General features: G+C 26.7%; 28 protein-coding genes. 6 read left to right on the forward strand and 22 right to left on the reverse strand.

Annotation, left to right across the window (positions count from 1 at the left end; translation table 11 throughout):
- Positions 1 to 27: 27 nt before the first annotated feature.
- Positions 28 to 1,101 carry a D-alanine--D-alanine ligase family protein gene (locus tag AC2TY9_RS13025; RefSeq protein WP_489777947.1) on the forward strand — a complete coding sequence of 358 codons (1,074 nt, stop codon included), beginning with the start codon at positions 28 to 30 and terminating at the stop codon, positions 1,099 to 1,101.
- An 8-nt stretch (positions 1,102 to 1,109) separates the two neighbouring features.
- On the opposite strand, the gene AC2TY9_RS13030 is transcribed toward AC2TY9_RS13025, so the two are convergent.
- Complete coding sequence (locus AC2TY9_RS13030) at positions 1,110 to 1,976, reverse strand: coiled-coil domain-containing protein (RefSeq protein ID WP_489777948.1); 867 nt, start codon at positions 1,974 to 1,976, stop codon at positions 1,110 to 1,112.
- A gap of 119 nt (positions 1,977 to 2,095) precedes the next feature.
- Positions 2,096 to 3,295, reverse strand: a complete 1,200-nt coding sequence (locus AC2TY9_RS13035; protein WP_489777949.1) for an NAD(P)/FAD-dependent oxidoreductase — start codon at positions 3,293 to 3,295, stop codon at positions 2,096 to 2,098.
- A 196-nt stretch (positions 3,296 to 3,491) separates the two neighbouring features.
- On the opposite strand from AC2TY9_RS13035, the gene AC2TY9_RS13040 reads away from it, so the two are divergent.
- On the forward strand, positions 3,492 to 3,911 hold the full coding sequence (locus tag AC2TY9_RS13040) for an FKBP-type peptidyl-prolyl cis-trans isomerase (RefSeq protein ID WP_489777950.1): 420 nt from the start codon (positions 3,492 to 3,494) through the stop codon (positions 3,909 to 3,911).
- Between the two features lie 37 nt (positions 3,912 to 3,948).
- On the opposite strand, the gene AC2TY9_RS13045 is transcribed toward AC2TY9_RS13040, so the two are convergent.
- The 10 genes from AC2TY9_RS13045 to AC2TY9_RS13090 all read right to left on the reverse strand — a co-directional run bounded on the left by AC2TY9_RS13045 (position 3,949) and on the right by AC2TY9_RS13090 (position 11,151).
- A complete protein-coding gene (locus AC2TY9_RS13045; protein WP_489777951.1) occupies positions 3,949 to 4,263 on the reverse strand; it encodes a cupin domain-containing protein in 315 nt (104 codons plus the stop codon).
- Between the two features lie 2 nt (positions 4,264 to 4,265).
- Positions 4,266 to 4,667 carry a DUF2391 family protein gene (locus AC2TY9_RS13050; protein ID WP_489777952.1) on the reverse strand — a complete coding sequence of 134 codons (402 nt, stop codon included), beginning with the start codon at positions 4,665 to 4,667 and terminating at the stop codon, positions 4,266 to 4,268.
- A 29-nt stretch (positions 4,668 to 4,696) separates the two neighbouring features.
- The gene (locus tag AC2TY9_RS13055) at positions 4,697 to 5,032 is read right to left on the reverse strand and encodes a metal-sulfur cluster assembly factor (protein WP_489777954.1); all 336 of its coding nucleotides are present in this window, start codon (positions 5,030 to 5,032) and stop codon (positions 4,697 to 4,699) included.
- A 43-nt stretch (positions 5,033 to 5,075) separates the two neighbouring features.
- Entirely contained in the window at positions 5,076 to 6,104 is a 1,029-nt protein-coding gene (locus tag AC2TY9_RS13060; protein WP_489777956.1) for a HupE/UreJ family protein, read from the reverse strand.
- 17 nt (positions 6,105 to 6,121) lie between these two features.
- A complete protein-coding gene (locus tag AC2TY9_RS13065) occupies positions 6,122 to 6,463 on the reverse strand; it encodes a metal-sulfur cluster assembly factor (protein WP_489777957.1) in 342 nt (113 codons plus the stop codon).
- Between the two features lie 229 nt (positions 6,464 to 6,692).
- The gene (locus tag AC2TY9_RS13070) at positions 6,693 to 8,621 is read right to left on the reverse strand and encodes a methyl-accepting chemotaxis protein (protein WP_489777958.1); all 1,929 of its coding nucleotides are present in this window, start codon (positions 8,619 to 8,621) and stop codon (positions 6,693 to 6,695) included.
- Complete coding sequence (locus AC2TY9_RS13075) at positions 8,615 to 8,743, reverse strand: hypothetical protein (protein ID WP_489777959.1); 129 nt, start codon at positions 8,741 to 8,743, stop codon at positions 8,615 to 8,617. The genes AC2TY9_RS13070 and AC2TY9_RS13075 overlap by 7 nt, the downstream gene beginning before the upstream one ends.
- A gap of 170 nt (positions 8,744 to 8,913) precedes the next feature.
- Complete coding sequence (locus AC2TY9_RS13080) at positions 8,914 to 9,261, reverse strand: DCC1-like thiol-disulfide oxidoreductase family protein (RefSeq protein ID WP_489777960.1); 348 nt, start codon at positions 9,259 to 9,261, stop codon at positions 8,914 to 8,916.
- Positions 9,258 to 10,202: a D-2-hydroxyacid dehydrogenase family protein gene (locus tag AC2TY9_RS13085; protein ID WP_489777961.1), complete on the reverse strand. Its 945-nt coding sequence runs from the start codon at positions 10,200 to 10,202 to the stop codon at positions 9,258 to 9,260. Before AC2TY9_RS13085 ends, AC2TY9_RS13080 begins: the two co-directional genes overlap by 4 nt.
- Before the next feature lie 184 nt (positions 10,203 to 10,386).
- The gene (locus AC2TY9_RS13090) at positions 10,387 to 11,151 is read right to left on the reverse strand and encodes a hypothetical protein (protein ID WP_489777962.1); all 765 of its coding nucleotides are present in this window, start codon (positions 11,149 to 11,151) and stop codon (positions 10,387 to 10,389) included.
- 183 nt (positions 11,152 to 11,334) lie between these two features.
- On the opposite strand from AC2TY9_RS13090, the gene AC2TY9_RS13095 reads away from it, so the two are divergent.
- The 3 genes from AC2TY9_RS13095 (at position 11,335) to AC2TY9_RS13105 (ending at position 12,751) form a co-directional block, all read left to right on the forward strand.
- Entirely contained in the window at positions 11,335 to 11,754 is a 420-nt protein-coding gene (locus tag AC2TY9_RS13095; RefSeq protein WP_489777963.1) for an FKBP-type peptidyl-prolyl cis-trans isomerase, read from the forward strand.
- A 51-nt stretch (positions 11,755 to 11,805) separates the two neighbouring features.
- Complete coding sequence (locus tag AC2TY9_RS13100) at positions 11,806 to 12,096, forward strand: DUF3144 domain-containing protein (protein WP_489777964.1); 291 nt, start codon at positions 11,806 to 11,808, stop codon at positions 12,094 to 12,096.
- A gap of 106 nt (positions 12,097 to 12,202) precedes the next feature.
- Positions 12,203 to 12,751 carry a YceI family protein gene (locus AC2TY9_RS13105; protein WP_489777965.1) on the forward strand — a complete coding sequence of 183 codons (549 nt, stop codon included), beginning with the start codon at positions 12,203 to 12,205 and terminating at the stop codon, positions 12,749 to 12,751.
- Positions 12,752 to 12,785: 34 nt separating this feature from the next.
- On the opposite strand, the gene AC2TY9_RS13110 is transcribed toward AC2TY9_RS13105, so the two are convergent.
- Positions 12,786 to 13,238, reverse strand: coding sequence for a cupin domain-containing protein (locus tag AC2TY9_RS13110; RefSeq protein ID WP_489777966.1), 453 nt, complete (start codon positions 13,236 to 13,238; stop codon positions 12,786 to 12,788).
- Between the two features lie 155 nt (positions 13,239 to 13,393).
- Between AC2TY9_RS13110 and AC2TY9_RS13115 the strand changes: the two genes are divergently transcribed.
- Positions 13,394 to 14,017, forward strand: a complete 624-nt coding sequence (locus tag AC2TY9_RS13115) for a LysE family translocator (RefSeq protein ID WP_489777967.1) — start codon at positions 13,394 to 13,396, stop codon at positions 14,015 to 14,017.
- Positions 14,018 to 14,092: 75 nt separating this feature from the next.
- On the opposite strand, the gene AC2TY9_RS13120 is transcribed toward AC2TY9_RS13115, so the two are convergent.
- The 9 genes from AC2TY9_RS13120 to AC2TY9_RS13160 all read right to left on the reverse strand — a co-directional run bounded on the left by AC2TY9_RS13120 (position 14,093) and on the right by AC2TY9_RS13160 (position 21,064).
- A complete protein-coding gene (locus tag AC2TY9_RS13120) occupies positions 14,093 to 14,527 on the reverse strand; it encodes a peptidase associated/transthyretin-like domain-containing protein (protein WP_489777968.1) in 435 nt (144 codons plus the stop codon).
- Positions 14,527 to 15,213, reverse strand: a complete 687-nt coding sequence (locus tag AC2TY9_RS13125) for a DUF4198 domain-containing protein (protein WP_489777969.1) — start codon at positions 15,211 to 15,213, stop codon at positions 14,527 to 14,529. Before AC2TY9_RS13125 ends, AC2TY9_RS13120 begins: the two co-directional genes overlap by 1 nt.
- A 174-nt stretch (positions 15,214 to 15,387) precedes the next feature.
- The gene (locus tag AC2TY9_RS13130; protein ID WP_489777971.1) at positions 15,388 to 16,236 is read right to left on the reverse strand and encodes an SDR family oxidoreductase; all 849 of its coding nucleotides are present in this window, start codon (positions 16,234 to 16,236) and stop codon (positions 15,388 to 15,390) included.
- Positions 16,237 to 16,284: 48 nt separating this feature from the next.
- Positions 16,285 to 16,881 (reverse strand): flavin reductase family protein, encoded by a 597-nt coding sequence (locus AC2TY9_RS13135; RefSeq protein ID WP_489777972.1) that lies wholly within the window; start codon positions 16,879 to 16,881, stop codon positions 16,285 to 16,287.
- Positions 16,882 to 16,968: 87 nt separating this feature from the next.
- Entirely contained in the window at positions 16,969 to 17,511 is a 543-nt protein-coding gene (locus tag AC2TY9_RS13140) for a cysteine hydrolase family protein (RefSeq protein WP_489777973.1), read from the reverse strand.
- A gap of 84 nt (positions 17,512 to 17,595) precedes the next feature.
- The gene (locus AC2TY9_RS13145; protein WP_489777974.1) at positions 17,596 to 18,309 is read right to left on the reverse strand and encodes an AraC family transcriptional regulator; all 714 of its coding nucleotides are present in this window, start codon (positions 18,307 to 18,309) and stop codon (positions 17,596 to 17,598) included.
- 80 nt (positions 18,310 to 18,389) lie between these two features.
- Positions 18,390 to 18,872, reverse strand: a complete 483-nt coding sequence (locus AC2TY9_RS13150) for a GNAT family N-acetyltransferase (RefSeq protein WP_489777975.1) — start codon at positions 18,870 to 18,872, stop codon at positions 18,390 to 18,392.
- A gap of 18 nt (positions 18,873 to 18,890) precedes the next feature.
- Positions 18,891 to 19,508: a LysE family translocator gene (locus AC2TY9_RS13155; protein ID WP_489777976.1), complete on the reverse strand. Its 618-nt coding sequence runs from the start codon at positions 19,506 to 19,508 to the stop codon at positions 18,891 to 18,893.
- Between the two features lie 68 nt (positions 19,509 to 19,576).
- Positions 19,577 to 21,064, reverse strand: a complete 1,488-nt coding sequence (locus tag AC2TY9_RS13160; RefSeq protein ID WP_489777977.1) for an ATP-binding cassette domain-containing protein — start codon at positions 21,062 to 21,064, stop codon at positions 19,577 to 19,579.
- Positions 21,065 to 21,085: the final 21 nt, after the last annotated feature.

The raw sequence follows: 21,085 nt of genomic DNA on the forward strand, positions 1-21,085 counted from the left end.
TAACCCTTGTAGTTTAAAGGAAAACCTATGAAAATAGAAATAATAACAACACCAAATAAATACTTAATAGAGACTGGATTTGGTGCAGAAATTGCGTGTAAAAGTATTTTAAAATCTTTAAGATCTTTAAAATATGAAGTAAAATTAAGTATCTGTAAAGATAAGTCTGATTTAGAAAAAGTACTGGAAAGAAAGCCTGACTTAGTAGTTTTAGCTGTAAAATATATATCATTAGTAAATGAACCAAATATTTGGTTAAGTGATTATTTTAAAAAACATAATATTAATTACACAGGATCAACTAAAGATATATTAAAATTTGATTCAAATAAAATTCTTGCAAAATCATATTTAAGAAGAAAAGGTATACCTACAGCAGATTTTTTTACTGCAATTCCAAAAGAGTATAAAGAAAATGAACTTCCTTTGAAGTTTCCTCTTTTTTTAAAACCAAGGGATGCAGCAAATGGAAACGGCATTGATGATAAATCTTTTGTGAGGACATTTAAAGAATATGAGAATAAACTTCTATCTCTTTATACACAGTTTAAAGAGCCAGTTTTAGTTGAGGAATATTTAGATGGAAGAGAATTTACCGTTTCAATAATAAAAAACAGAAACGATGACATTAGTGTTTATGCAATTGAGATTATTGCAGCACAATCAAAAAATGGCTTAAGAACTCTTGGTGAAAAAGCAAAAAAAGAAAATAATGAAATATTAAGACCTATTACTGATTATGATTTAAAACAAAGAGTTGAAGAGCTTGCTTATGATTCTTTTATAAATCTAGGAGTAAGAGATTTTGGAAGAATTGATATAAAAGCAAATAAAGACGGTAAATGTTTTTTTCTTGAAGCTAATTTAGTCCCTGGAATGACTGAAGGTTCAAGCTATTTTCCCAAAGCTTGTGAATTATCAGAAAATCTAAGTTATACAAATGTAGTTGAGCTGATGTTTGAAAAGGCAATAGGCAGAATTGATAAAATAAGATCTTTAAGTAAAAATGTACTTGATTTCCCTTTATTATCTTTAGATGAAAGTATGCTATATTCACTCTCTAGCACAAGTAGTAGAACTTATACAAATAAAATGCTATAAAATATGAATTAAAAGTTTTCTTTGAAGTTTTTAATGTCTTCTTTTGTTAATTTTAGATTTTTAATTTGATTTTCTTGTATTACACTATTCATTAAAGAATACTTGTTATTTATATGGGGGATTCCAACTAAATGCAATATTTCATGGGCTAATATTGCTTTTAGCTCACCCATAGAACTAAATCCATAAATCTCTATTTTATTCATTCTTTGTTTTTGGGTTTTTTCTTGAACTCTTTTACCATCTTTATGATAGGTTTTTGTGTTTATCTCTTTTACTCCAAAGGTCATACCTTTAACTTTTTTAAAACCTCTTGTTAAGGTTTCAAGCTCTTTACTTAGTCTTTTATATTCTCTAATTTGGCCGTTAAAACTATTAACTTTAGTATTAAATCTATTTACCTTTCTTTTTATATCATCTCTATATCTGTTCATCTTTTTTATTTCTATATCAAGCTTTTTCTTTTTTGAAGTGATATCTGCTTTTACTCTCTTGAACTTTTCACCTGAGATATTTCTATTTTTATTTATTTCTCTTACATAGGAGTTAAAATTTTTTATTCTACTATTTAAAAGTGCATTCTGTTTTTTAAATAGTGTTTTTTCTTTATTTATTATTATTTGATTTTTTGGGAAATATACTTGTAATTGATCTATTTTTTTTTGCTTTGATTTTAGTCTATTAATTTTTCTTTCTATTCTTTTTTCAAGTAAAGAGGGTTCCATATAAACTAGGTTTATTGGTTTTCCAGTACTAGATAAATCAAAGATATTAGTTTGAAGTTGTGATTCTAAGTCCTCTTTTATTTCAAGAAGTAAAGATTTTAATTGTTCATTTGAGATTTTTGAATTGTAATATCTATCTATATTACCCACTTTTACGTATTCAAAAGAGGCAAACAATATATTTGTGAAAATAAAAATTAGTAGTAAAAATTTAGAAACCATAAAAGATTTTAATTAAAATATCTTTTATGATTCCTTATTATTTAAGATTAAAGTTTTTTAAGCTTTTTATACCCAGCTTTGATTGTTTTTAATAAAGGCTTTCTATATGAAGTAAATACATAGTGTTTAATCTCATAAGCTAATCTTCCACTCACATGGAATAATCCCATAATATTACCAGCAGCATATTTACCACCAAGGGCAATTAAAATACCATCCAGTTTTGGATTACATTTTTCAAGTTTTTTGTTTTTTATCATATTTAAAATATTTTTACCTGCATTTGTCCCACTAATTCTTGCAATGGTTACATTTGGAGGCATTAGCTCATCTTTAGCGTTTCTAATCTCAGCAGAATCTCCAATTGCAAAAATATTTTCATACTTATCAGTTTGCATATACTCATTTACAACAATCTGACCTCTTCCATTTTTTTTGACATCAAGCTCTTCTGTAACTTTCGAAGCTTCAACTCCCCCAGTAAAGATTAAAAAAGAGTGCTCTATTTTTGTTCCATTTGAAAGGTAGGCATATCCATCTTCACACTTTTGTAATTTTGTATTTGTAATTACATTAATTCCAAGTGATTTTAGTCTTTTATGTGAAATTGATATTAATTCTTGTGTTAGTCCAGGTAAAATAGTATCTGAACTACTAATAAGTGAAACTTTTAAATTGTCACAAGAGAAATTTCCCCTTGAAAAAAACATTTTTGAATTATATGCCATCTCCGCAGCAATTTCAACCCCTGAAAGTCCAGCTCCAACTACTACAATATGAGTGTCATCACACTTTTTTGCTTCATCTTGTATCTTTTTAAATAACTGGTTTTCATAGCTTTGCTTAAAGAACATTGCCCAATTTAATTTTTTAATATCATGGGCACTATTTAATCCAGAAATTGCAGGTGGGAAAAATGTTCTTGTACCTGCAGCCATAACTAAATAATCAAATTCAACTATCTCTTGCTCTTGTGTGAAAATCTTTTTCTCTACTTGGTCAATTTTTTTTACATTTAAATTTTTATATTCTAAATAAGGGTGATTAAAACCCATGCACAAGGTTGTTAAATCTATCGTTACATCAGCAATACTTGATTTATTTGCTATTAAATCATAAACTTCTGGTTGTAAATTATGAAATGTATTTTTATCTATAAGTGTTATTTTTATATTCTTGTTTTTTACAAGTTCTCTAAGCGCATATATTCCAGCATATCCACCACCAATAATTACTACTTTGTCCATCAATATTCCTCGAAATGTGTATTATTATATTAAAAATGGAGTTTATCCAATTTTTATAGCCTCTATATAGCACAAAAAGTTATAAAAAAAATAAAATTTATTTATAATTTTGCAATTTCTATTCCTAAATTTTAATATTAATTTTTCACAACAATAAATTTTGATATAGTACGAGATATTTTTTTGAAGGATTGATATGGCAATAGAAAAAAATCAAGTTGTAAAACTACAATATGAGTTAAAAGTAAATGATAATTTAATAGAAAGTAATTTAGATGCTGACCCAATTGAGTTTGTTTTTGGTAAGGGTGAACTTTTAGAAGGTCTTGAAGAAAGAATTGCATCTATGAATACAGGTGAAACAAAAGAGCTTATTGTTCCTGCGATTGAAGCTTATGGTGAATATGATAAAACTTTAACTGAAGTTATACCTGCAAATGAATTTGAAGGTATTGATTTAGAGATCGGTTTAGTTTTAGAAGCAGATGATGAGAATGGAAACACTTTTAAAGCTACAGTTATAGAAGTTGATAAAGAGAATGTAACAGTTGATTATAATCACCCAATGGCAGGTGCTGATTTACACTTTAAAGTTGTAGTAAATAAAATAGTTTAATATATAAATCCCAAGTATAAAACTTGGGATTTAAAAATTACTTATAAAAAATTGCTAACCAAATTGTGGGATTGGTTTTACAAGTATATTTAACTCTATGTTTTTCTTTCTTTTTTATATTAATATAATCACCCTCTTTTAAAGTAAACTCTTTATCCTCAAACTCTAAAATAGATTCACCTTTTAGAACAATAACAAATTCATTTTCATCTTGTGAATACCAAAAATCTTTTGGAGAAACTTGCCCATTTGAAACAATTTTTTCTATTCTGATATCATCTTTTTTTATCAATTCAAAAAACTGTTCATTCTCTTTATCAATATTTATATCTTTAAAAATGTTTTCAATCATTTTTACTCTTTATCAAAACCATCAACGATAATTGCACCCATGGAAGCGGGCATTGATATAACTATGATTCTTTTTATAGTAATAAAGGTCTCATCAATTAAAGGAAGTTTTCCAATGGCGAATAAGATTAATGATACAACAACAAAGGCTATTAAATAAGCAATCACTACTCTAAAAATAAAGGCAAACATTCTATATTTTACATTACCTTGAAAAATAGATTGATAGGTATAAAATCCCAAAAAGAAAAAGGATAAGAAAAGTAATAAAAGTAGATTTGCAATAGGGAGTGTCTCTCCTAATTCCCAAGCTTCTTGAGAAAAGGATACTGGAATAGCTAAGGCAAAAGCACCAATTATAATCTGGCTAATATCTTCTAGATTAAACCTTAAATCTTGTTTCATATATACTCTTTTGTTTTTAGTATTATATCTTAATTAGCATTTTTTCTTAGTTTTTTAAGTCCTTCAGCAGATATCATAGTAAAATCCCATTTAGGAGTAAAAACAAGTTTTACTTTACATTTATCTATTTCTTCTATAGATTCAACCTTTGAAGATATTAAATCTAACAAGGATTTATTACTATTGCACCTTAAATTAATTTGAGTCATATGAATTGTAATCTCTATTTTTTCTTCAAGAGATTCAATAAAAATATCGTAAATTAATCCTAGTTCATAAATACTAATAGGAACTTCTAAATCCTCAATAGTATTTAACTGTTCGATAACTTTTTGTTTTAATATTTCTTTTTGTTCTTTTTCCATAATAATACCTTAACTAAAAAATATAGCAAGAAAGTAGTCTTTGCTATTTTCTACGCTCAAGTTTGTAATCTCCATTTAGTTTTAATACTATAGTTGTAAGATAGTTAGAATCATTTTTCCAATACCAACCATGTTTTCCAACAAAACTTGATATGATTTTTCCAACATCCTTACTTGCTGTACCTTCTTTAAAACTTTCAAAATAGCCATTTACACTACTTGCAGGTTCACCATGGAAGTCATAATATAATTTCGTATTATCTGAATACCAAGAGTATTTAAGTTCTTTTCCAATATCCATCCAAACTTTATATTCAATCTCAGAGTGAGCTGGTAGATTTATAGTGATAATCTCTTTATATCTTTCTTCATTAATTACTTTATTATTAGAAGGGCTTGATAAATAGTTCTGGATTTGTACATAACAAAGAAACAAACCAGATAGATATATTAATATATTAACAAAGATTTTAAAAATATTATAGATACTATATTTTTTAATCATTGATAAAATCATATAGATTATAAAAATAGCAATAAGTTGTCCAATCTCAATACCAATATTAAAACTAATAATATTTGATAACAAACTTTCACTCTTCAAAGGAAATTGTTGTAATATTGAAGATAGACCAAGCCCATGAATTAATCCAAATACAAATACCATCATTAGAGTATTTAATGGTTTTATATTAAAAATCTTCTCAAATCCATTTAGATTTACAAAAGCGATATAACAAACACTAAATGCTATTATTGATTCTATAACATAACTATTTACCTGGATACTATTAATAGTTGCAAATATTAAAGTTATACTGTGTCCTAATGTGAAAGCACTTATAAATTTTATAATTTGAGAACTACTTTGTATTAAGAAGACTATTCCTAATAAAAATAAAAGGTGGTCATAACCTTTTAACATATGGATTATTCCAATATAGATATATTTTAAGTTTTCACCTTCTAGTATCATATTTTTTTCCTCTTGGCTTACTCCATGACCAAATATAGGACTAGAAGAGAAGTAGATTAAAAATAAAACAACTATTGGAAAAATATTAATTCTCAAATTAAACCTTATTTACTTTATAAACTATTGATATTGATTAACTTTTCTAGGCCTCTTGGTGTCATCATTGATGAATCCCACTTTGGTCCAATCACAAAATTAACATTTGACTCACCTAAACTTTCAATTCCTTGAAGTTGTTTTTTTATCTCATCAATAAAATAAAATTGATTATTTTGCCTTGAATCAATTTGTGTTATAGTTATTTCTACATTCACTTTACTTTCCTTTGAAATCTCAACTTTTGTACCTTGAATCAATCCTAAGTCATATATATTTAAAGGTAATTCAATGTCACTTATTGACTTTAATTTTTGAAGCACATCATTTTGTATTAATTCTAAATCTATTTTTTTCATTGCTACTCCTTTTATTATAAAAAATACTAGCAAAGATATATAGCCTGAATATAATAGTTTTTTAAAAAAAATTAAATAATTTATATTTTAAAGTTTTACCATATATTGGGGTTTACAAGAGTTATAGATAATAATTGATATTCTTTTTACTTATTATATTTTCGCTATAAATGGCTATAAACTAAGATTTTGTTTAAAAAGAATAAGAAATTTATAATTCAAAGAAGAGTTAAAACTCTTTTCTTTGAACTGTTTGCTTACCAATAAATTCTTTTTCATCTGCATTACTTACTATAAGTTTTGCAATCTGATCTGTTTGTGTAGCAACTTCTTGGGTTTTACTTGCTATTGATGCATTGTGTTGAGTTTGTTGGTCTAATTGTGAAACTGCGTCATTTATTTGCTCTATTCCATATTGTTGCTCTTTACTTGCAGCTTCAATATCTGAAATTAATTCTATAGTTTTTAAAACACTAGAGTTTAAATTTGTATAACCTTTTATCATTTTATTAGCTATTTCTTTTCCATTATCTGCTTTTTGGGTTGCATTTTCAACTATTTCCTTAATCTCTTTTGCTGCTTGAGCACTTCTAGTTGCTAGGTTTCTAACCTCTTGTGCTACAACGGCAAAACCTTTTCCAGCTTCTCCTGCTGTTGCTGCTTCTACAGCTGCATTTAGTGAAAGAATATTTGTTTGGAATGCTATTTGGTCAATAACTGTAATTGCAGTATTGATTGAATTAACTTGTTCATTAATCTCATCCATAGACAAATTAGTCTGTTCTGCCAAAGATTCTCCTTCTAAAGAAGATTTTTTTAAGTTATTAGCATTTGTAGACATTTCAACAATGTTTTGTGTATTATTAATTATTGTACTTGTAATCTCTTCTAATGCTGCTGCTGTTTCTTCTAAAGATGATGCAGACTCTGTTGAGTTTCTATTCAATAAATCAACATTATCAAGTAATATAGAAGAGCTATAAGACAATGTTAAACCATTTGATTTATTTTCAACTAACATACCGTTTATAATATTTGCTAGATTATTTAAGCCTTTTGATACATTCCCTTCATCATTTTCAACTCTGTTTGTAAAGTCTAAACTTGAGAATTTATCTAAAATATTATTGATTTTATTTACATCACTACATACATTGTTACTTGTATTTTCAAGCATTTTATTAAACTCAGTTTTTAACTCTTCTAAGCCCTCGTTTTGAGTTGTTTTATCAACTTTTTGATCAAGAAAACCTTTATTTACTTCATTAACTACTCTTTTAACATCATTTATTAAATCTCTATCGTCTTCAATCATAGTTTTTGATTTAATAATGTTTTTATTTACAACATTTGTCATAATCCCAATTTCATCTTTAGAGTCTAGATTTATCTCTTCTATATGATCTTTTTCTCTATTTATATATGCAAAAAAGTTTAATAAACCATCTTGAAATAATATTAAAGAACCTCTTATATTTTTAATCACAAAAAATGCAAATAAACTTGAAAATATTATTGAGATTATTGAAATTACAATTATGATATTTAAAATTGTATGTTCATCATTTTCAGCCTTTATTGATGATTTTTCTACAAGTTTATGAATAAAGTCTGCTAAAGAAATTATAAAAACATCCATCTCTTTTAATTCTGAAATTAACTTTGTTTTTTCTTCTTTTAAGTTTGTATTTATACCATTTGTTAAATCATGTTCAAATCTTAGAAGATTTTTGTGAAATATAGATTGTTCTTCTTCTAAATTTTTGCATCCTTTTAAAAATTTTTCATATGTAGACTTTACTTTTACATCACTGTTATGATTTATAGCCTTAACTGAGATATCTTCACAATCTTTAACATTTTTGATAATACTACCATATATCACGTTTAACTCATTTTTTAAAGATATAAACTCTTTGCTTTTTGTATTAGAGCTTTCTAACATCAATTTATAAGTAAGACTCTCTTCTTTTAAAAGTTCAGCTTCAATTTTTGATATATTTGAATTTAACTTTATTTGATATTCTGCTAATTCTTCTATTTCATTTCCAATTGAACTTATACCAATATATGAACTTATTGATAATATTACTAAAAATAGTAATGTTATTCCTCCTAAAAGTAAAACTTTTAGTTGTATAGTTATACGACTTAACATGATGTTTCCTTAAGTACTGATTTCTTGTATGTTAATGAACTTTCACTCACTATAAGAATCATATCAAGAGATAATACTATAAACGTATCATTTTGTAATAATTTTAATACTTTCCTTCTCATTCGTACTCCTTTATTATAAAAGATTATATCAAAGGTATGTAGCCTGAAAATAATGATTTTTCATAATTATTTAAATGATTTTTTTTAAAGATTTTCCAATGAATTGCTTGCTAGAAGAATTAAAAATAATATTTAGTGTTTTTTAATTTCTCATTTTTTGCTATAAATAGTTATAAATGTTGTTTTTTATTTAATAGTTTTAGTGTAAGTTTTCTAATAACTTTTAAAATAGGATAAATTATATTTTTAAAAAAGAGATTATCAAAAAAACAAATCTTCTTCTCAGAGATTTTATTTAAAAATATTATTGCATCAGAACCTTGATAGATATCTTTATCATCTACAACAATAATAAAACCATCATTTATGTCAAAACCTTTAACTTTTAATTCATTTATTGATTTTGTTTCAGTTCTTGCATTCAAAATCTCTAAATCATGGTTTTCTTTTAGTTCTACATAGTTTGCATAGGAGTTACAAAAAAGGCATTCTTTGTCATAAAAAAGTTTTATATTCATATAGTCTTTATGTAATCAACTACATTTTCAAAGGCAGCTTTAAAATATATCTCATAATTTTGCTTTTCTACATAACCTAAATGTGGAGTTGCTAATACATTTGGTAAACCTAGTAATGGTAAATTTTTAGGCAAGCAAGGTTCAAATTCAAAAACATCTATAGCTAAAAACTTATTTTTATTTTTACTATAAACTTCATACAAGGCATTTTTTTCAACTAATTGTTCCCTACTAATATTTACAAAAATAGAACCATCTTTTAAAAGTTCTAAATCATTTTGTTTAACACAATATCTAGATTTTTCACTAAGTTTTAAATGTATTGAAACAATATCACAACTTGAAAAGAACTCCTGTTTTGATGAGCTTGCTTCAAAACCATCTTCTACAGCTTTATTTCTAGACTCTTCACTTCCCCAAATTTTTATTTTCATTCCAAATACATTTGCATAGGAAGCTATTCTTTGTCCTATTTTGCCATATCCCCAGATTCCTAAAGTTTGTCCATGTAATGATTTTCCTAAACCTTTATATGAACTATTTTGCCAGCTATTGTTTTGAAAGTTAGAAATATAATCATATAAATGCCTTGATGCCATCATAATTAAAGACCAACAAAGTTCAGCAGGAGCTATAGGAGAACCAATACCATCAACAACTTTTATACCAAAATCATCACAAGCTTTTAAATCAATATTAGAACTTAATCTTCCAGTTTGAGATATAAGTTTTAAATTTGGAAGTTTTTCCAAAAGTGTTTTTGTTATCAATGTTCGTTCTCTAATAAGAACTAAGATATCAATATCAATCAACTTAACAGCTAATTGACTTTCATCTTTTATAGTTTCATTTAAAACTATCACATCAAAATTATTTAAAAGAGTAAAAGCCTTTAAACCTTTAACAACATCTTGGTAATCATCTAAAATTGCAATTTTCATAATCTTCCTATCTATTTTTGTTGAGATATTTTTTGATTTGTTTCTTTCATATTGTCATATTTATCTTTCATAATAACAAACATATATCCAATGGCAACAATAATTATAGCTACGATTAAATAGTTTTTCATAAAACCCCTTTGTAAAAGATTTATTATGATACTGTATTTTTTTTAATATTTAATTAGATTTTTTTCATCCATGATTTAGCTAATTTTGCTATATCCTTTGCATGATCTAAACCATTTACACATCTTCGTGCATTTTCAAAATCATATCTATGCTTAGTAATATGCTGATGGATAGATTGACCAAAATACCCTACACTCATTCCATGCAATATTACAAAAAGTGAAGCTCCTGATTCTAAAGCTTTATCTACCATTTGCTCTAAAGATATCCCAAAAAGCTTAGCATAAAACCTATAGTTTCTTTCCCATGTCAATTGAACATATCCCCTTCCATAGTATGGATAATAATGAAAATTCCTTTTTCTCCAATTTTCACGATCTTGCCATTTGTCATCATCTTGTGAAGGTGTTCCACCATATATATAATAAGCTTCTTCTATGGGAAGAAAAGATCTATTTGTTTCCCATTCAATTGTAGCTAGTACATATGCCCAATGTGCCTTTAAATCTAAAGAAAATTTTGGAGCATAAGTACAAACAGCTTCAATTAATGCTTCTTTACTAGAAAAGGACATATTTATAATGTCTTTGTTTTCTTCTGCATTAGAATTTAGATTTTCTATTCTTGATAGTGTATACTCACTTTTTTCGAGTTCATCTTTTAAAGTAATAATATCTTCAAAACCTGAATCGATTTGCCATAAAGAGTATGCACCTTCGGTTCTTCTACCTAAAAGACCATCTATAGGTCCAGGGGAATAACATAGACAGTGAAGATTTGATTGAATTAATTCAACTTCTTTTTTATGAATAGCCATAATTAACTCCTATACTAATAATATAGTTAATTATAATACAATTTTATCTTATAATTCTTAATAATTATATTTAAAATGTTAGGCTCTTTTTTTTAAATATTTCTAATAAATATCAGATACTATTTAGCTAAAAAAAGATTTTTTTTGTTAGAGTATAATCACTATGAAAAAAAAGGAGATATAGTGGCAATAGAAAATAATCAAATGGTTGCAATAAATTATGAATTAAAAATTGATGGTGAAGTTATTGATAGCAATATAGATAAAGATGCTTTAGAGTTTGCTTTTGGTGCTGGACAATTAATCCCTGGATTAGAATCTAGAATGCAAGATATGAATGAAGGTGACTCAAGAGAGATCTCTGTACCTTGTCAAGAAGCATATGGAGAATATAACGAAGAAGCACAACAAATGGTACCAAAAGAACAATTTGGAGATTTAGAACTACAAGTTGGTATGCCTCTACAAGCACAAGGTCAGGATGGTAATCCTATTCAAGTTACAGTAGTAGCTATTAATGATAATGAAGTACAAGTAGATTTTAACCACCCTCTAGCAGGAAAAGACCTAGACTTTTCAATTACAGTTCAAACTATTAAATAGATTTTACCTCCAAGAAAATTCTTGGAGGATGAGAATAAAACAGGAAAACTTATGAGTAATAAAACAAAAGAATTTTTAGAAAGAGCAGATGCTCAAATTATGCTTGCAAATCAACAGTTAGAACAAGGCTTAACTATAGGCGAAGTTAGTGCTTCATTTATGTATGGCTCTGCAAGATTTACAACATATATGGCAGCTACTTCTTTTAAGAGTGCTGAAGATATGATTGAAGCAAAAGACGAAATCATAGATTACTTTATGAAAGAGTATAAATTAGCCTTAGAAGAACATCTTAATAATCATGCTGTTACATATGATTTTACACAAAATCAAATTGACTAAATAAACAATTATCTATTTTAACTGATATTAATAATATAGATTTTTATTATTACTTCTTCTTAATCACTCTTTTTGTAAATTTGTAAATAAAATAAAAGGAGTTTTTATGAAAAGTTTACTTATATCCTCAATATTATCGTTTTGTTTACTATCAAGTTTAAGTGCCTATGAATTAAATGGTGATTTGGGTGTAAAATGGACAGGATTTAAAACAGAAAAAAAAGTTCCTGTTTCTGGTTCATTTAATGATGTAAAATTAAAGGTTGAATCGTCAGACAATTTATCTGAATTTTTAAAAAGTTCTAATGTTAAGATAAAGACCGCTTCATTTGAGTCTAATAACAAAGAAAGAAACCTTAATATTACTTCAACACTATTTTCATTAGCTAGCTCAAAAACAATTGAAGGCTCGATAGTAAAAGTAGATGAAAAAGAAAAAAAATTGGTACTTGATATCACAATGAATCAAGTAACAAAAGAAGTTCCTATGATGTACGAAGTAACTACTGGGAAAATTATTGCAAAAGGGACAATCGATATTTTAGATTATAATATGGAAAATTCATTTATGGCTTTTGCCAAAAAATGTGCAACTTTTCATGAAAATAAATCATTTTCAGACGTAGATATAGAATTTACAATTCCCTATAAATAAGATAAGCCTAACAGCTTATCTTATTAAACAGTTCTTACCATTTCGGTTCAAAGGCTACTCTTTCTCCATCATCGGTTGTATGTTCTTCCAATGAGTTTTCTTTTGATTGAACTACCATATAAATCATAGTTTCATCAGAGTCATTTCTAATCCCTCTAATACCACTAGGTGCAACACGAACTACAGAACCCTCTTTTATCTCAAAACACTCCCCGTCAACTTGAAAAAAACCGTGACCTTTTAAAATAATATATGATTCTTCATTTTTATAATGTATATGAAAATAAGGCTGTTCAGTTTTAGCAGCCAAAGAGTTAAAAGATATTTCAGTACCAGTTGATTTTGTAGCCTCTTTTAAAAAAACTTTACCCTCTATTTTGTTTTTATTAACTTTATGAATAAGTGAATATTCCATTAACTCATCTAAACTACCTAGATCAACTGCTGTGTAGTTTTTATCTTCTTTTATCTTCTCAATAGTTTTCATATCATATCCTTTTAAATTTAGTTGACTAATCAGTCAAATATTTAAAAGAATAGTATTATAAAACTAAGATTTTGATTAAGATTTTTTCTTACACAAATTTAGTTATAAATAATTAATTTTGGTTATAATCTTTAAAATTAATATAAAGAATATATATGGAAGATTTAAACTTTTGGATTATCTACGTTTTCACAGTTTTCGTTGCTTCAATTATCCCTGGACCTAGTATGATATTAGCATTAACTCATGGAATAAAACATGGAAGTAAATTATCTTTGTATACAGCTTTTGGAAATAGTATTGCATCAATGATACAAGCAAGTGTTGCTATAACAGGTTTAGGTATTATTCTTACAACTTCAACAACACTATTTATGATAATAAAATATATTGGTGCTTTATATTTAATCTATCTTGGAATAAAACTATTTAAAACCCCTTTTCATATTGAAGAAAATAAAGAAAAGAATAAGAAAGTAAAAAAGGCAAAACTTTTCAAAGAAGCTTTTATAGTTGCAAGTTCTAATCCTAAAGCATTAGTCTTTTTTACAGCTTTATTCCCTCAATTTATAAATGAAAATCAAAATAGTTTTTTACACTATTTTTTATTAGTTTTAATTCTTGGAATTATAGCTTTTTCTTGTATGATGATATACTCTATTAGTGCAAATGGTATAAAAATTCTGTTTAATAAAACATCTTTAAGTAACTATTTTGGGAAAATAATTGGAAGCTTGTTTGTAAGTTTTGGAATAGGATTAGCCTTTTCAAGAAGATAAAAAATCTAAGTTTTTAATCTATTTAGAAAACTACTCAAAAGCTTTAAAAGGTGAAAACTTCTAAAGCCTGAGTATTTATCTAATAGTTTTCTTTCTTTGAAAAAAACTAAATGCACCAAAAATACCAAAGATTATCCCTAAAATACTTAAGATACCTAGATATCTTTCAATAGGAAGTTTATCAAAATCTTTTACTTTGTAATCATCTGATAATTCAATATTAAACTCTTTATCATGATTTCCATGGTCACTTGACATTGAAACTTTTACATGCCATATACCTGCACTATCAGGCATAAAAGCGAAGTTTCCATTTATATCAGTATAACCTTTTGCATATGGTAAATTTCCACCTGGGGCAAAAACTTTTACTTTTGCATCACTTATACTGATATTATTAGCAGAGGAGATATGTACACTTATCGCCCCCTCTACTACATTATAAAAAATACCATGTGCAAATAGTGACATACTTGAAATCAAAAATGCGAAAAAGTACTTCTTAAACACTATTTTACCTCAAAAGAAATACTACTTTGAATAGTGATATTATTAACATTTGGATCATTTATTTCATTTGTATAGTATTTTGCTGCTATTATTTGTAATCCACTTGATTTAACTGGAATATATGCAATACCAAATTTATTTGTTTTTATATCTAAGTCTTCATAGTCAGATGTTTCAAAACCAGCATTTGCTAAAGCTTCTCCATCTTTTAAAACTAGTACTGGTAACTTTTCACCCTTTTTTATTTTTAATGGATTGATTAAAGGAACAACTTCCATACTTAAACCTATTGGATTTATAAATTTATCACTCCAAGTGAAATATCTTTTTCCATATTTAAAACTTTTTAAAGTATTAAAAACTATACCCTTATATTTACTTGGCTCAATATTTTTATACCCTTCATCTGTTTTAGTCCAATATCCTGCATCAAATGATAAGGCTATCATAGAAGGTTTTTTTGCCATTAATAACTCTGAACCCTTTGAATAATCAATTCCTGTTTTTATCTCTTGATTATTTTCATCATAAGCCGTTGCACCTTTTAGCTGTTTTACATCAAAACTACTATATTTACCATGAGCCCAAAACTCCGCACTATAAACGTTTTTATCTACTTTTGCTGTTATTTGGTGTGCAAAAACAACGCTAGTAGCAAGTATTGCTGATAAGATTATTTTCTTCATAATTTCTCCTGTTAATTTTGAGAGTAATTTATCAAGTAAGTTATAAACAATTAATAAAATTATTTTATACTTATGTATTTTTAGAACTAACTTTGAAAATAAAAATTAACAATAAAATTAAATTACTAAATACTTTTATCAAATAAAGAAATTTACGTACTTTGATGATTTAATTTAATTATTCAATTCTTTGAAATATTCTTTTAATGTGTGTTTACCCTTTTTAGGAGCAATCATATCAGTTGCTAAAACTGTCATAAAAAATTCAATTGGTCCATAAAACTTACTTCCAGTGAATAATTTTACAATTTTAAGAATTGTAACTCTTATCCAATCTGGGATATAGGTTATTTTTGGTTTACTACCTAAAACATCAAAAGCTATTGATGCAATTTCATTTTGGCTTAGGATTTCAGGACCTCCAACTTCAATCTCTTTTTCATCTCCTTGTATAGCATCCACACAAACAAGTGCTAAATCTTCCCCATGAATTGGATTCGCTCTTAACTCTCCATCTCCAAAAAGATACATTCTCCCTTTTTTTGCCATATTAAAAAACTCTGACATATCTGAAAAAAATCCATTTGGACGAACAATGCAATAATCTATTCCTGATTGTTTTAACTGCTCAACAAACATCTCTTTTGCATTGCATATTTCTAAATTTCTCAGGTTTTCACCATTTAAAACTGACACATAGATAAATTTCTTAACTGCATGTTTTTTAGCTTCTTTTAGCAAATTCATATTGGCTTGATAATCAACATCAAGATAAGTAAGACCATCTTTTTGTTTTGTGATACCAACAGTTGAGATAACAATATCAATATCTTTACAACAATCTTTAATAGACTTAGGGTCTGTAAGTTCTGCTTTTAATACTTCATTTGCTTTAATTCCATTTTCTTGAAGTTTTTCTGGGCTTCTAGCAATTGTTCTAAAAAAATAAGCTCTATTTTGAAGTTCCTTTGCTATGTAACTTCCTAAGTAACCAGTTGATCCTGCTAATAAAACTTTTTTCATATTCACCTCATCAAATCATTTATAAAATTAAAAATAAACTAATTAATATTATTTAAGAGAAAACTTATCTCGTATTGTTGAATAATAAGGACCAGAAGCTCTTCCAACAGCATCTAACTTTAACATATCAATATTTGGCCATTGCACAATATTGTCATCCACATGAATTGCAACAACATCAGCTAAGACAAGATTACCTGCTTTTTCATTATCTCCAAAATCTACAATTGAACGTAATTTGCATTCAAAAGCAACCTTTGCTTCTCCTACATAAACAGAGTCAATTTTTTCACATTTACTACAAGAGACTCCTGCAACTTCAAACTCATCAACATCTAATTCATAATCAATTCCTGTTGCTGCCATTTTTTCAACTAAATCATGGCTAACTATGGAAATAGAAAAAACCTCTGTATTTTGAATATTTAAAAGGCTGTCTTTTTTTAATCCATCCCTTTTATTCAAGATAGATATAGAAACTACAGGAGGATTAACGCTTGCAATATTGAAAAAAGAAAATGGCGCAAGATTGGGTACTTTCTTTTTATCTATTGTTCCAACCCATGCTATTGGTCTTGGAAGAACAGAACCAATAAGAAGTTTATAAAGTTCATCATTTTCCACATCTTTTGTATCAATTATCATTTCTCTTCCTATAAAATCTAACTACAAATTTGAGAGATAATATACTCTCTTTTTAAATTAGATAGTAGCTTTTTGAGTCTTAAATTGTTATATATTTATTATTTGTTCAGTCTCTTTAACTTCACAGAAAACACTTGCTAATGCACTCATAAAACTATAATGCACCTCTTCGGCTTTAATAGTTTTTTCTTTAAACAGTAAATCTCTTGTAGCACAAGCATCATTAGCTACAGTGATTTTGTATCCCAAATCAAAGCCTGCTCGTACAGTTGTATCGATACACATATGAGTCATAGCTCCACAAATGATTAATTCGTTTATATTTTCTTTGTCTAATTCTTCTTTGAGCTTAGTATCTCTAAAACTATTGGGGTAGTTTTTTTCGATAATCATATCATCTTGAATATCTAAATTTTTATTTAACTCAACTCCATGGGTATCTGGTACAAAAAATGTTGCATCATCTTTTAAAGCAAAGTGTTGTACAAAATAGATTTTATAGTTTTCTTCTCTTGCATATTTTATTAGTTTGTTAGTTTGTATTAAAGCTTCATCTATATTTTGAAGTTCCATTTTTCCACCGCAAAAATAGTCATTTTGCAAGTCTATTACAATTAGTGCTTTTACCATATTTTAATTCCTTTCTTTTTATAAAGATAATTGTATTTAAAATAAAAAAAAGAGTATTGTAAAAAATTGACTTTTTATGATATGTTATTTTATTAAACTATCTTGATACTCTTTAGGTGTAATAGAAAATGTTTGTTTAAAGTATTTGTATAAATGGCTTTGATCATTAAAACCGACACTTAGTGCCACTTCTGATATACTCATATTTTTTGATAATAACTCTTTTGCTAAATTTACTTTATGATTTAAAATATATTGATAAGGAGTTAAATCTAACTCTTGTTTAAATATTCTTATTAGATGAAAAGGGCTTATCAAAAACTGCTTTGAAATCTCTTCTAAACTTTGATTTAGATGTATATTTTGCTCGATATAACTTTTAATATCACATGCTAATATATTTTTTGTTTGAATTAATGATTGATTACAGTTTTTAATTATTTGTTTTGAAATAAATTGTATGATTTGTTCCTCTTTTTTTATACAAAAGTCATCTAAAAAAAGATTTTCACATAAGAGAATAAACTCATCATAAGTTTTTTCATCATCTATTATATTTGAAGAAAAAGGGACATAGCTATTAAGTTTAAATAAATCATACTGAAGTTTTTCAATCCAACTTTTATCTAAATATAAAGCATAAAGCCCATCACTATTTTCATCCATTTTAGAAGCTGAGTGAATTTGGTATGGATTTATTATGGCAATACTATTTTTTAGTAAAATTAGCTCATTTTCTTTTAAATGTAATTTGATATTACCATTTTTTAGTGCTACGATAGTAAGCTTATCATGCATATGACTTTTTGGACAACCATTTATATCTGTATTAAAAGTTAATTCTAAAAAAGGTAGTTCTATGTTTTTGTACGTGGTATTTATTTATAAGCCTTAATAGTAGAGATTTTTCTTCTCATTATATAGTTTACTAGTTCTATGTTATCTCTTTTAGCTATATTTTTTCTTTCTACAATAAAAGAGTTTTTTTCAAAAAATGGTTTGGCTGTTATACTTACTTCTGCAAAAACTTCACCTAATTTCTTTTCTTCTGCTATTTGGATAATCTTTGACATCATTAATTTACCTACACCTTGTCTTTGATAATTCTGATGTACATAAAAACAATCAATATGGCCATTGTTTTCAAACTCAAAAAACCCTGCAATAGTATTATTATTTTTGACAATATATGGTTTTGTTTTTTCAAATCTATTTTTCCATTTTTTGTAATCAATTTTACTTGGTGCCCAACTTTCAATCTGTTCTTTTGTATAGTCTTTCTTGTTTACTTTGTGAATAGTATTTGTAAATAATTGTGCTAACTCTTCTACATATTGACTTTTATATTCTTCAATATTCATGTATAATCCAAGTTCAATTTATACTCGTTCACTAAATGCCAATTTTAAGCCAAGTGCAGCGAAACTTGTAGCAAAAAACTTTTGAATAAAAACACTAAGTTTCTCAGACTTTAGAATATATGCACTAAATAAGCCTGACAAAAAGCCATATATAACAAATACAACAAATGTCATAAGCATAAATACAGCCCCAAGTAAAAACATACTATTTAACGCACTTGGAGCACTACTAGGAATAAATTGAGGAAGAAAAGCTAAAAAGAAAATAGACAATTTAGGATTTAAAATATTTAGCATAAAACCTTTGATAACAATGTTCAAATAGTTAGTTTTTGAATTTTTTTCAGAAAGACTTAATGCAGATGATGAATTCCACATTTGCCATGCTAAATATAGTAAATAAGCCACCCCAAGATACTTAACAACTTGAAAAGCAACTGCACTAGTATGAAAAATAGCAGCAAGTCCTAAACTACTTGCTAATAAAGCAGGAACAATACCAAAAGTGCATCCCAATGCTGCAAAAAAGCTAGCACGTTTACCAGAGAATAATCCTGTAGCAATAGTATATAAAACTCCTGTGCCAGGAATCAAAACAACAACTAATGAAGTTAATAAAAACTCGTAAGATATCATGGAATGTCTCCTTTTTTAAAAGTTTATCTAATTGGCACTTTGAAACTTACACTTATAATTGATTTATCTTAATCTACAATCATAAACAAATACTCACTCTCTTTTCTTAGCTCCCAAATATCATTTACAATAGTATCTAGGAAAGCTTTATCATGACTAATTATAATCATTGTTCCATCATATTCTTTTAAAGCTAATTCTAGTGATATTATAGAATCTAAATCCATATGATTAGTTGGTTCATCAAGAATTATCAATGATGGATTTTCTAAAAGTCCTTTTGCTATCATCAATTTTCTAATCTCTCCAGGACTTGGTAAAAAACTATCTTGTAATTTGATTGGGTCGGATGATAGCTTTCTTATAATTGTATATATTTCTCCTTTTATATCATTAGACAAACCATTTATTTCATCAAAAAATTTTTTACTCTCTTCATTTGTAATCTCTTGTGGAATATACAAATATTCATCTTTTAAATCTATTGTATTCAAGATATTATTGAAAAAACTACTTTTCCCAGAACCATTTTCTCCAATAATTCCAATTTTATCATATTCATTTATTGAAAGATTTGGATATGTTAGTTTTTTAGTTTCTGATAACATTAATATATTGTTTTTTATAAGGATTGGAAAAATATTTTTAGATTTAATAGAGTTAAACTCTATTCCTAATTTATATGTTTTATCTGTCATTATTGCATTTGATAACAGTTGCTTTTGTTTTGATTGTAACTTTGTAATAATTTGTCCATCATTTTTATCTTTTCCTGTTAATTTAGCTAAATTAACTTTATTTCTACTATCACTATCATTTTTATCAATACTTTTTTTTGAAAACCTCTTTTTTGATTGACTAACTTTTTCCCTTTGTAACTGTATTGCTTTTTTAAGTTTCTTTAATTCAGTATTTTGTTTTATTTGAGTTTTTTCTAGAAACTCTATATTTTTGTTATATTCAATCATAGCTTTTGAAAATGAGCTTTTAAATGCAATGACATTTTTATTTTTTAATATAATCGAAGCTTGAGATAAATTATCTAATAGTTCTCTATCGTGACTTACTAATATTCCAATACCTTTAAAACTTTTAAGTGCGTTCAATAGAATTTTTTTACTTTTTCCATCTAAATGATTTGTAGGCTCATCTACAAGTAAAATATCAGGCTCTTCAAAAAGAGCAAGGGCAAGTTGTAATCTTTTTCTTTCTCCATGAGATAGATTATTCCATTGATAAAGCCAATAATCTTTAATATCTAACATCTCTCTTATTTTAAAAGATTTACTATTGAATGTTAGCATAAAATCTTCAAGATTTTTTGGTTGGTATTCTGTATTTTGAGGACAATAATGTGTTAGGTCATTTCCTTTAATTGTTCCATTTTCATATTTAATCTCTTTTGAAATCAATTTTAGAAGTGTACTTTTCCCTGAACCATTTGAACCAACAACACAACTCCATCCTTCTTGAAAATCTAAATTCAAATTTTCAAAAATAGCTAAGCTTGAATTTTTGTATTTATAATGTAAATTTTTTATTATTAATTGTTGCATGAGTATATTCCTTGACTACTA

This window comes from Arcobacter sp. ISO1, assembly GCF_058105185.1.

Excerpts from the sequence above, each read along its gene's own strand:
- AC2TY9_RS13025 (WP_489777947.1), top strand. The coding sequence starts at position 28 with ATGAAAATAGAAATAATAACAACACCAAATAAATACTTAATAGAGACT.
- AC2TY9_RS13035 (WP_489777949.1), bottom strand. The coding sequence starts at position 3,295 with ATGGACAAAGTAGTAATTATTGGTGGTGGATATGCTGGAATATATGCG.
- AC2TY9_RS13040 (WP_489777950.1), top strand. The coding sequence starts at position 3,492 with ATGGCAATAGAAAAAAATCAAGTTGTAAAACTACAATATGAGTTAAAA.
- AC2TY9_RS13045 (WP_489777951.1), bottom strand. The coding sequence starts at position 4,263 with ATGATTGAAAACATTTTTAAAGATATAAATATTGATAAAGAGAATGAA.
- AC2TY9_RS13050 (WP_489777952.1), bottom strand. The coding sequence starts at position 4,667 with ATGAAACAAGATTTAAGGTTTAATCTAGAAGATATTAGCCAGATTATA.
- AC2TY9_RS13055 (WP_489777954.1), bottom strand. The coding sequence starts at position 5,032 with ATGGAAAAAGAACAAAAAGAAATATTAAAACAAAAAGTTATCGAACAG.
- AC2TY9_RS13065 (WP_489777957.1), bottom strand. The coding sequence starts at position 6,463 with ATGAAAAAAATAGATTTAGAATTAATACAAAATGATGTGCTTCAAAAA.
- AC2TY9_RS13070 (WP_489777958.1), bottom strand. The coding sequence starts at position 8,621 with ATGTTAAGTCGTATAACTATACAACTAAAAGTTTTACTTTTAGGAGGA.
- AC2TY9_RS13075 (WP_489777959.1), bottom strand. The coding sequence starts at position 8,743 with ATGAGAAGGAAAGTATTAAAATTATTACAAAATGATACGTTTATAGTA.
- AC2TY9_RS13080 (WP_489777960.1), bottom strand. The coding sequence starts at position 9,261 with ATGAATATAAAACTTTTTTATGACAAAGAATGCCTTTTTTGTAACTCC.
- AC2TY9_RS13085 (WP_489777961.1), bottom strand. The coding sequence starts at position 10,202 with ATGAAAATTGCAATTTTAGATGATTACCAAGATGTTGTTAAAGGTTTA.
- AC2TY9_RS13090 (WP_489777962.1), bottom strand. The coding sequence starts at position 11,151 with ATGGCTATTCATAAAAAAGAAGTTGAATTAATTCAATCAAATCTTCAC.
- AC2TY9_RS13100 (WP_489777964.1), top strand. The coding sequence starts at position 11,806 with ATGAGTAATAAAACAAAAGAATTTTTAGAAAGAGCAGATGCTCAAATT.
- AC2TY9_RS13105 (WP_489777965.1), top strand. The coding sequence starts at position 12,203 with ATGAAAAGTTTACTTATATCCTCAATATTATCGTTTTGTTTACTATCA.
- AC2TY9_RS13110 (WP_489777966.1), bottom strand. The coding sequence starts at position 13,238 with ATGAAAACTATTGAGAAGATAAAAGAAGATAAAAACTACACAGCAGTT.
- AC2TY9_RS13115 (WP_489777967.1), top strand. The coding sequence starts at position 13,394 with ATGGAAGATTTAAACTTTTGGATTATCTACGTTTTCACAGTTTTCGTT.
- AC2TY9_RS13125 (WP_489777969.1), bottom strand. The coding sequence starts at position 15,213 with ATGAAGAAAATAATCTTATCAGCAATACTTGCTACTAGCGTTGTTTTT.
- AC2TY9_RS13130 (WP_489777971.1), bottom strand. The coding sequence starts at position 16,236 with ATGAAAAAAGTTTTATTAGCAGGATCAACTGGTTACTTAGGAAGTTAC.
- AC2TY9_RS13135 (WP_489777972.1), bottom strand. The coding sequence starts at position 16,881 with ATGATAATTGATACAAAAGATGTGGAAAATGATGAACTTTATAAACTT.
- AC2TY9_RS13140 (WP_489777973.1), bottom strand. The coding sequence starts at position 17,511 with ATGGTAAAAGCACTAATTGTAATAGACTTGCAAAATGACTATTTTTGC.
- AC2TY9_RS13145 (WP_489777974.1), bottom strand. The coding sequence starts at position 18,309 with ATGCATGATAAGCTTACTATCGTAGCACTAAAAAATGGTAATATCAAA.
- AC2TY9_RS13150 (WP_489777975.1), bottom strand. The coding sequence starts at position 18,872 with ATGAATATTGAAGAATATAAAAGTCAATATGTAGAAGAGTTAGCACAA.
- AC2TY9_RS13155 (WP_489777976.1), bottom strand. The coding sequence starts at position 19,508 with ATGATATCTTACGAGTTTTTATTAACTTCATTAGTTGTTGTTTTGATT.
- AC2TY9_RS13160 (WP_489777977.1), bottom strand. The coding sequence starts at position 21,064 with ATGCAACAATTAATAATAAAAAATTTACATTATAAATACAAAAATTCA.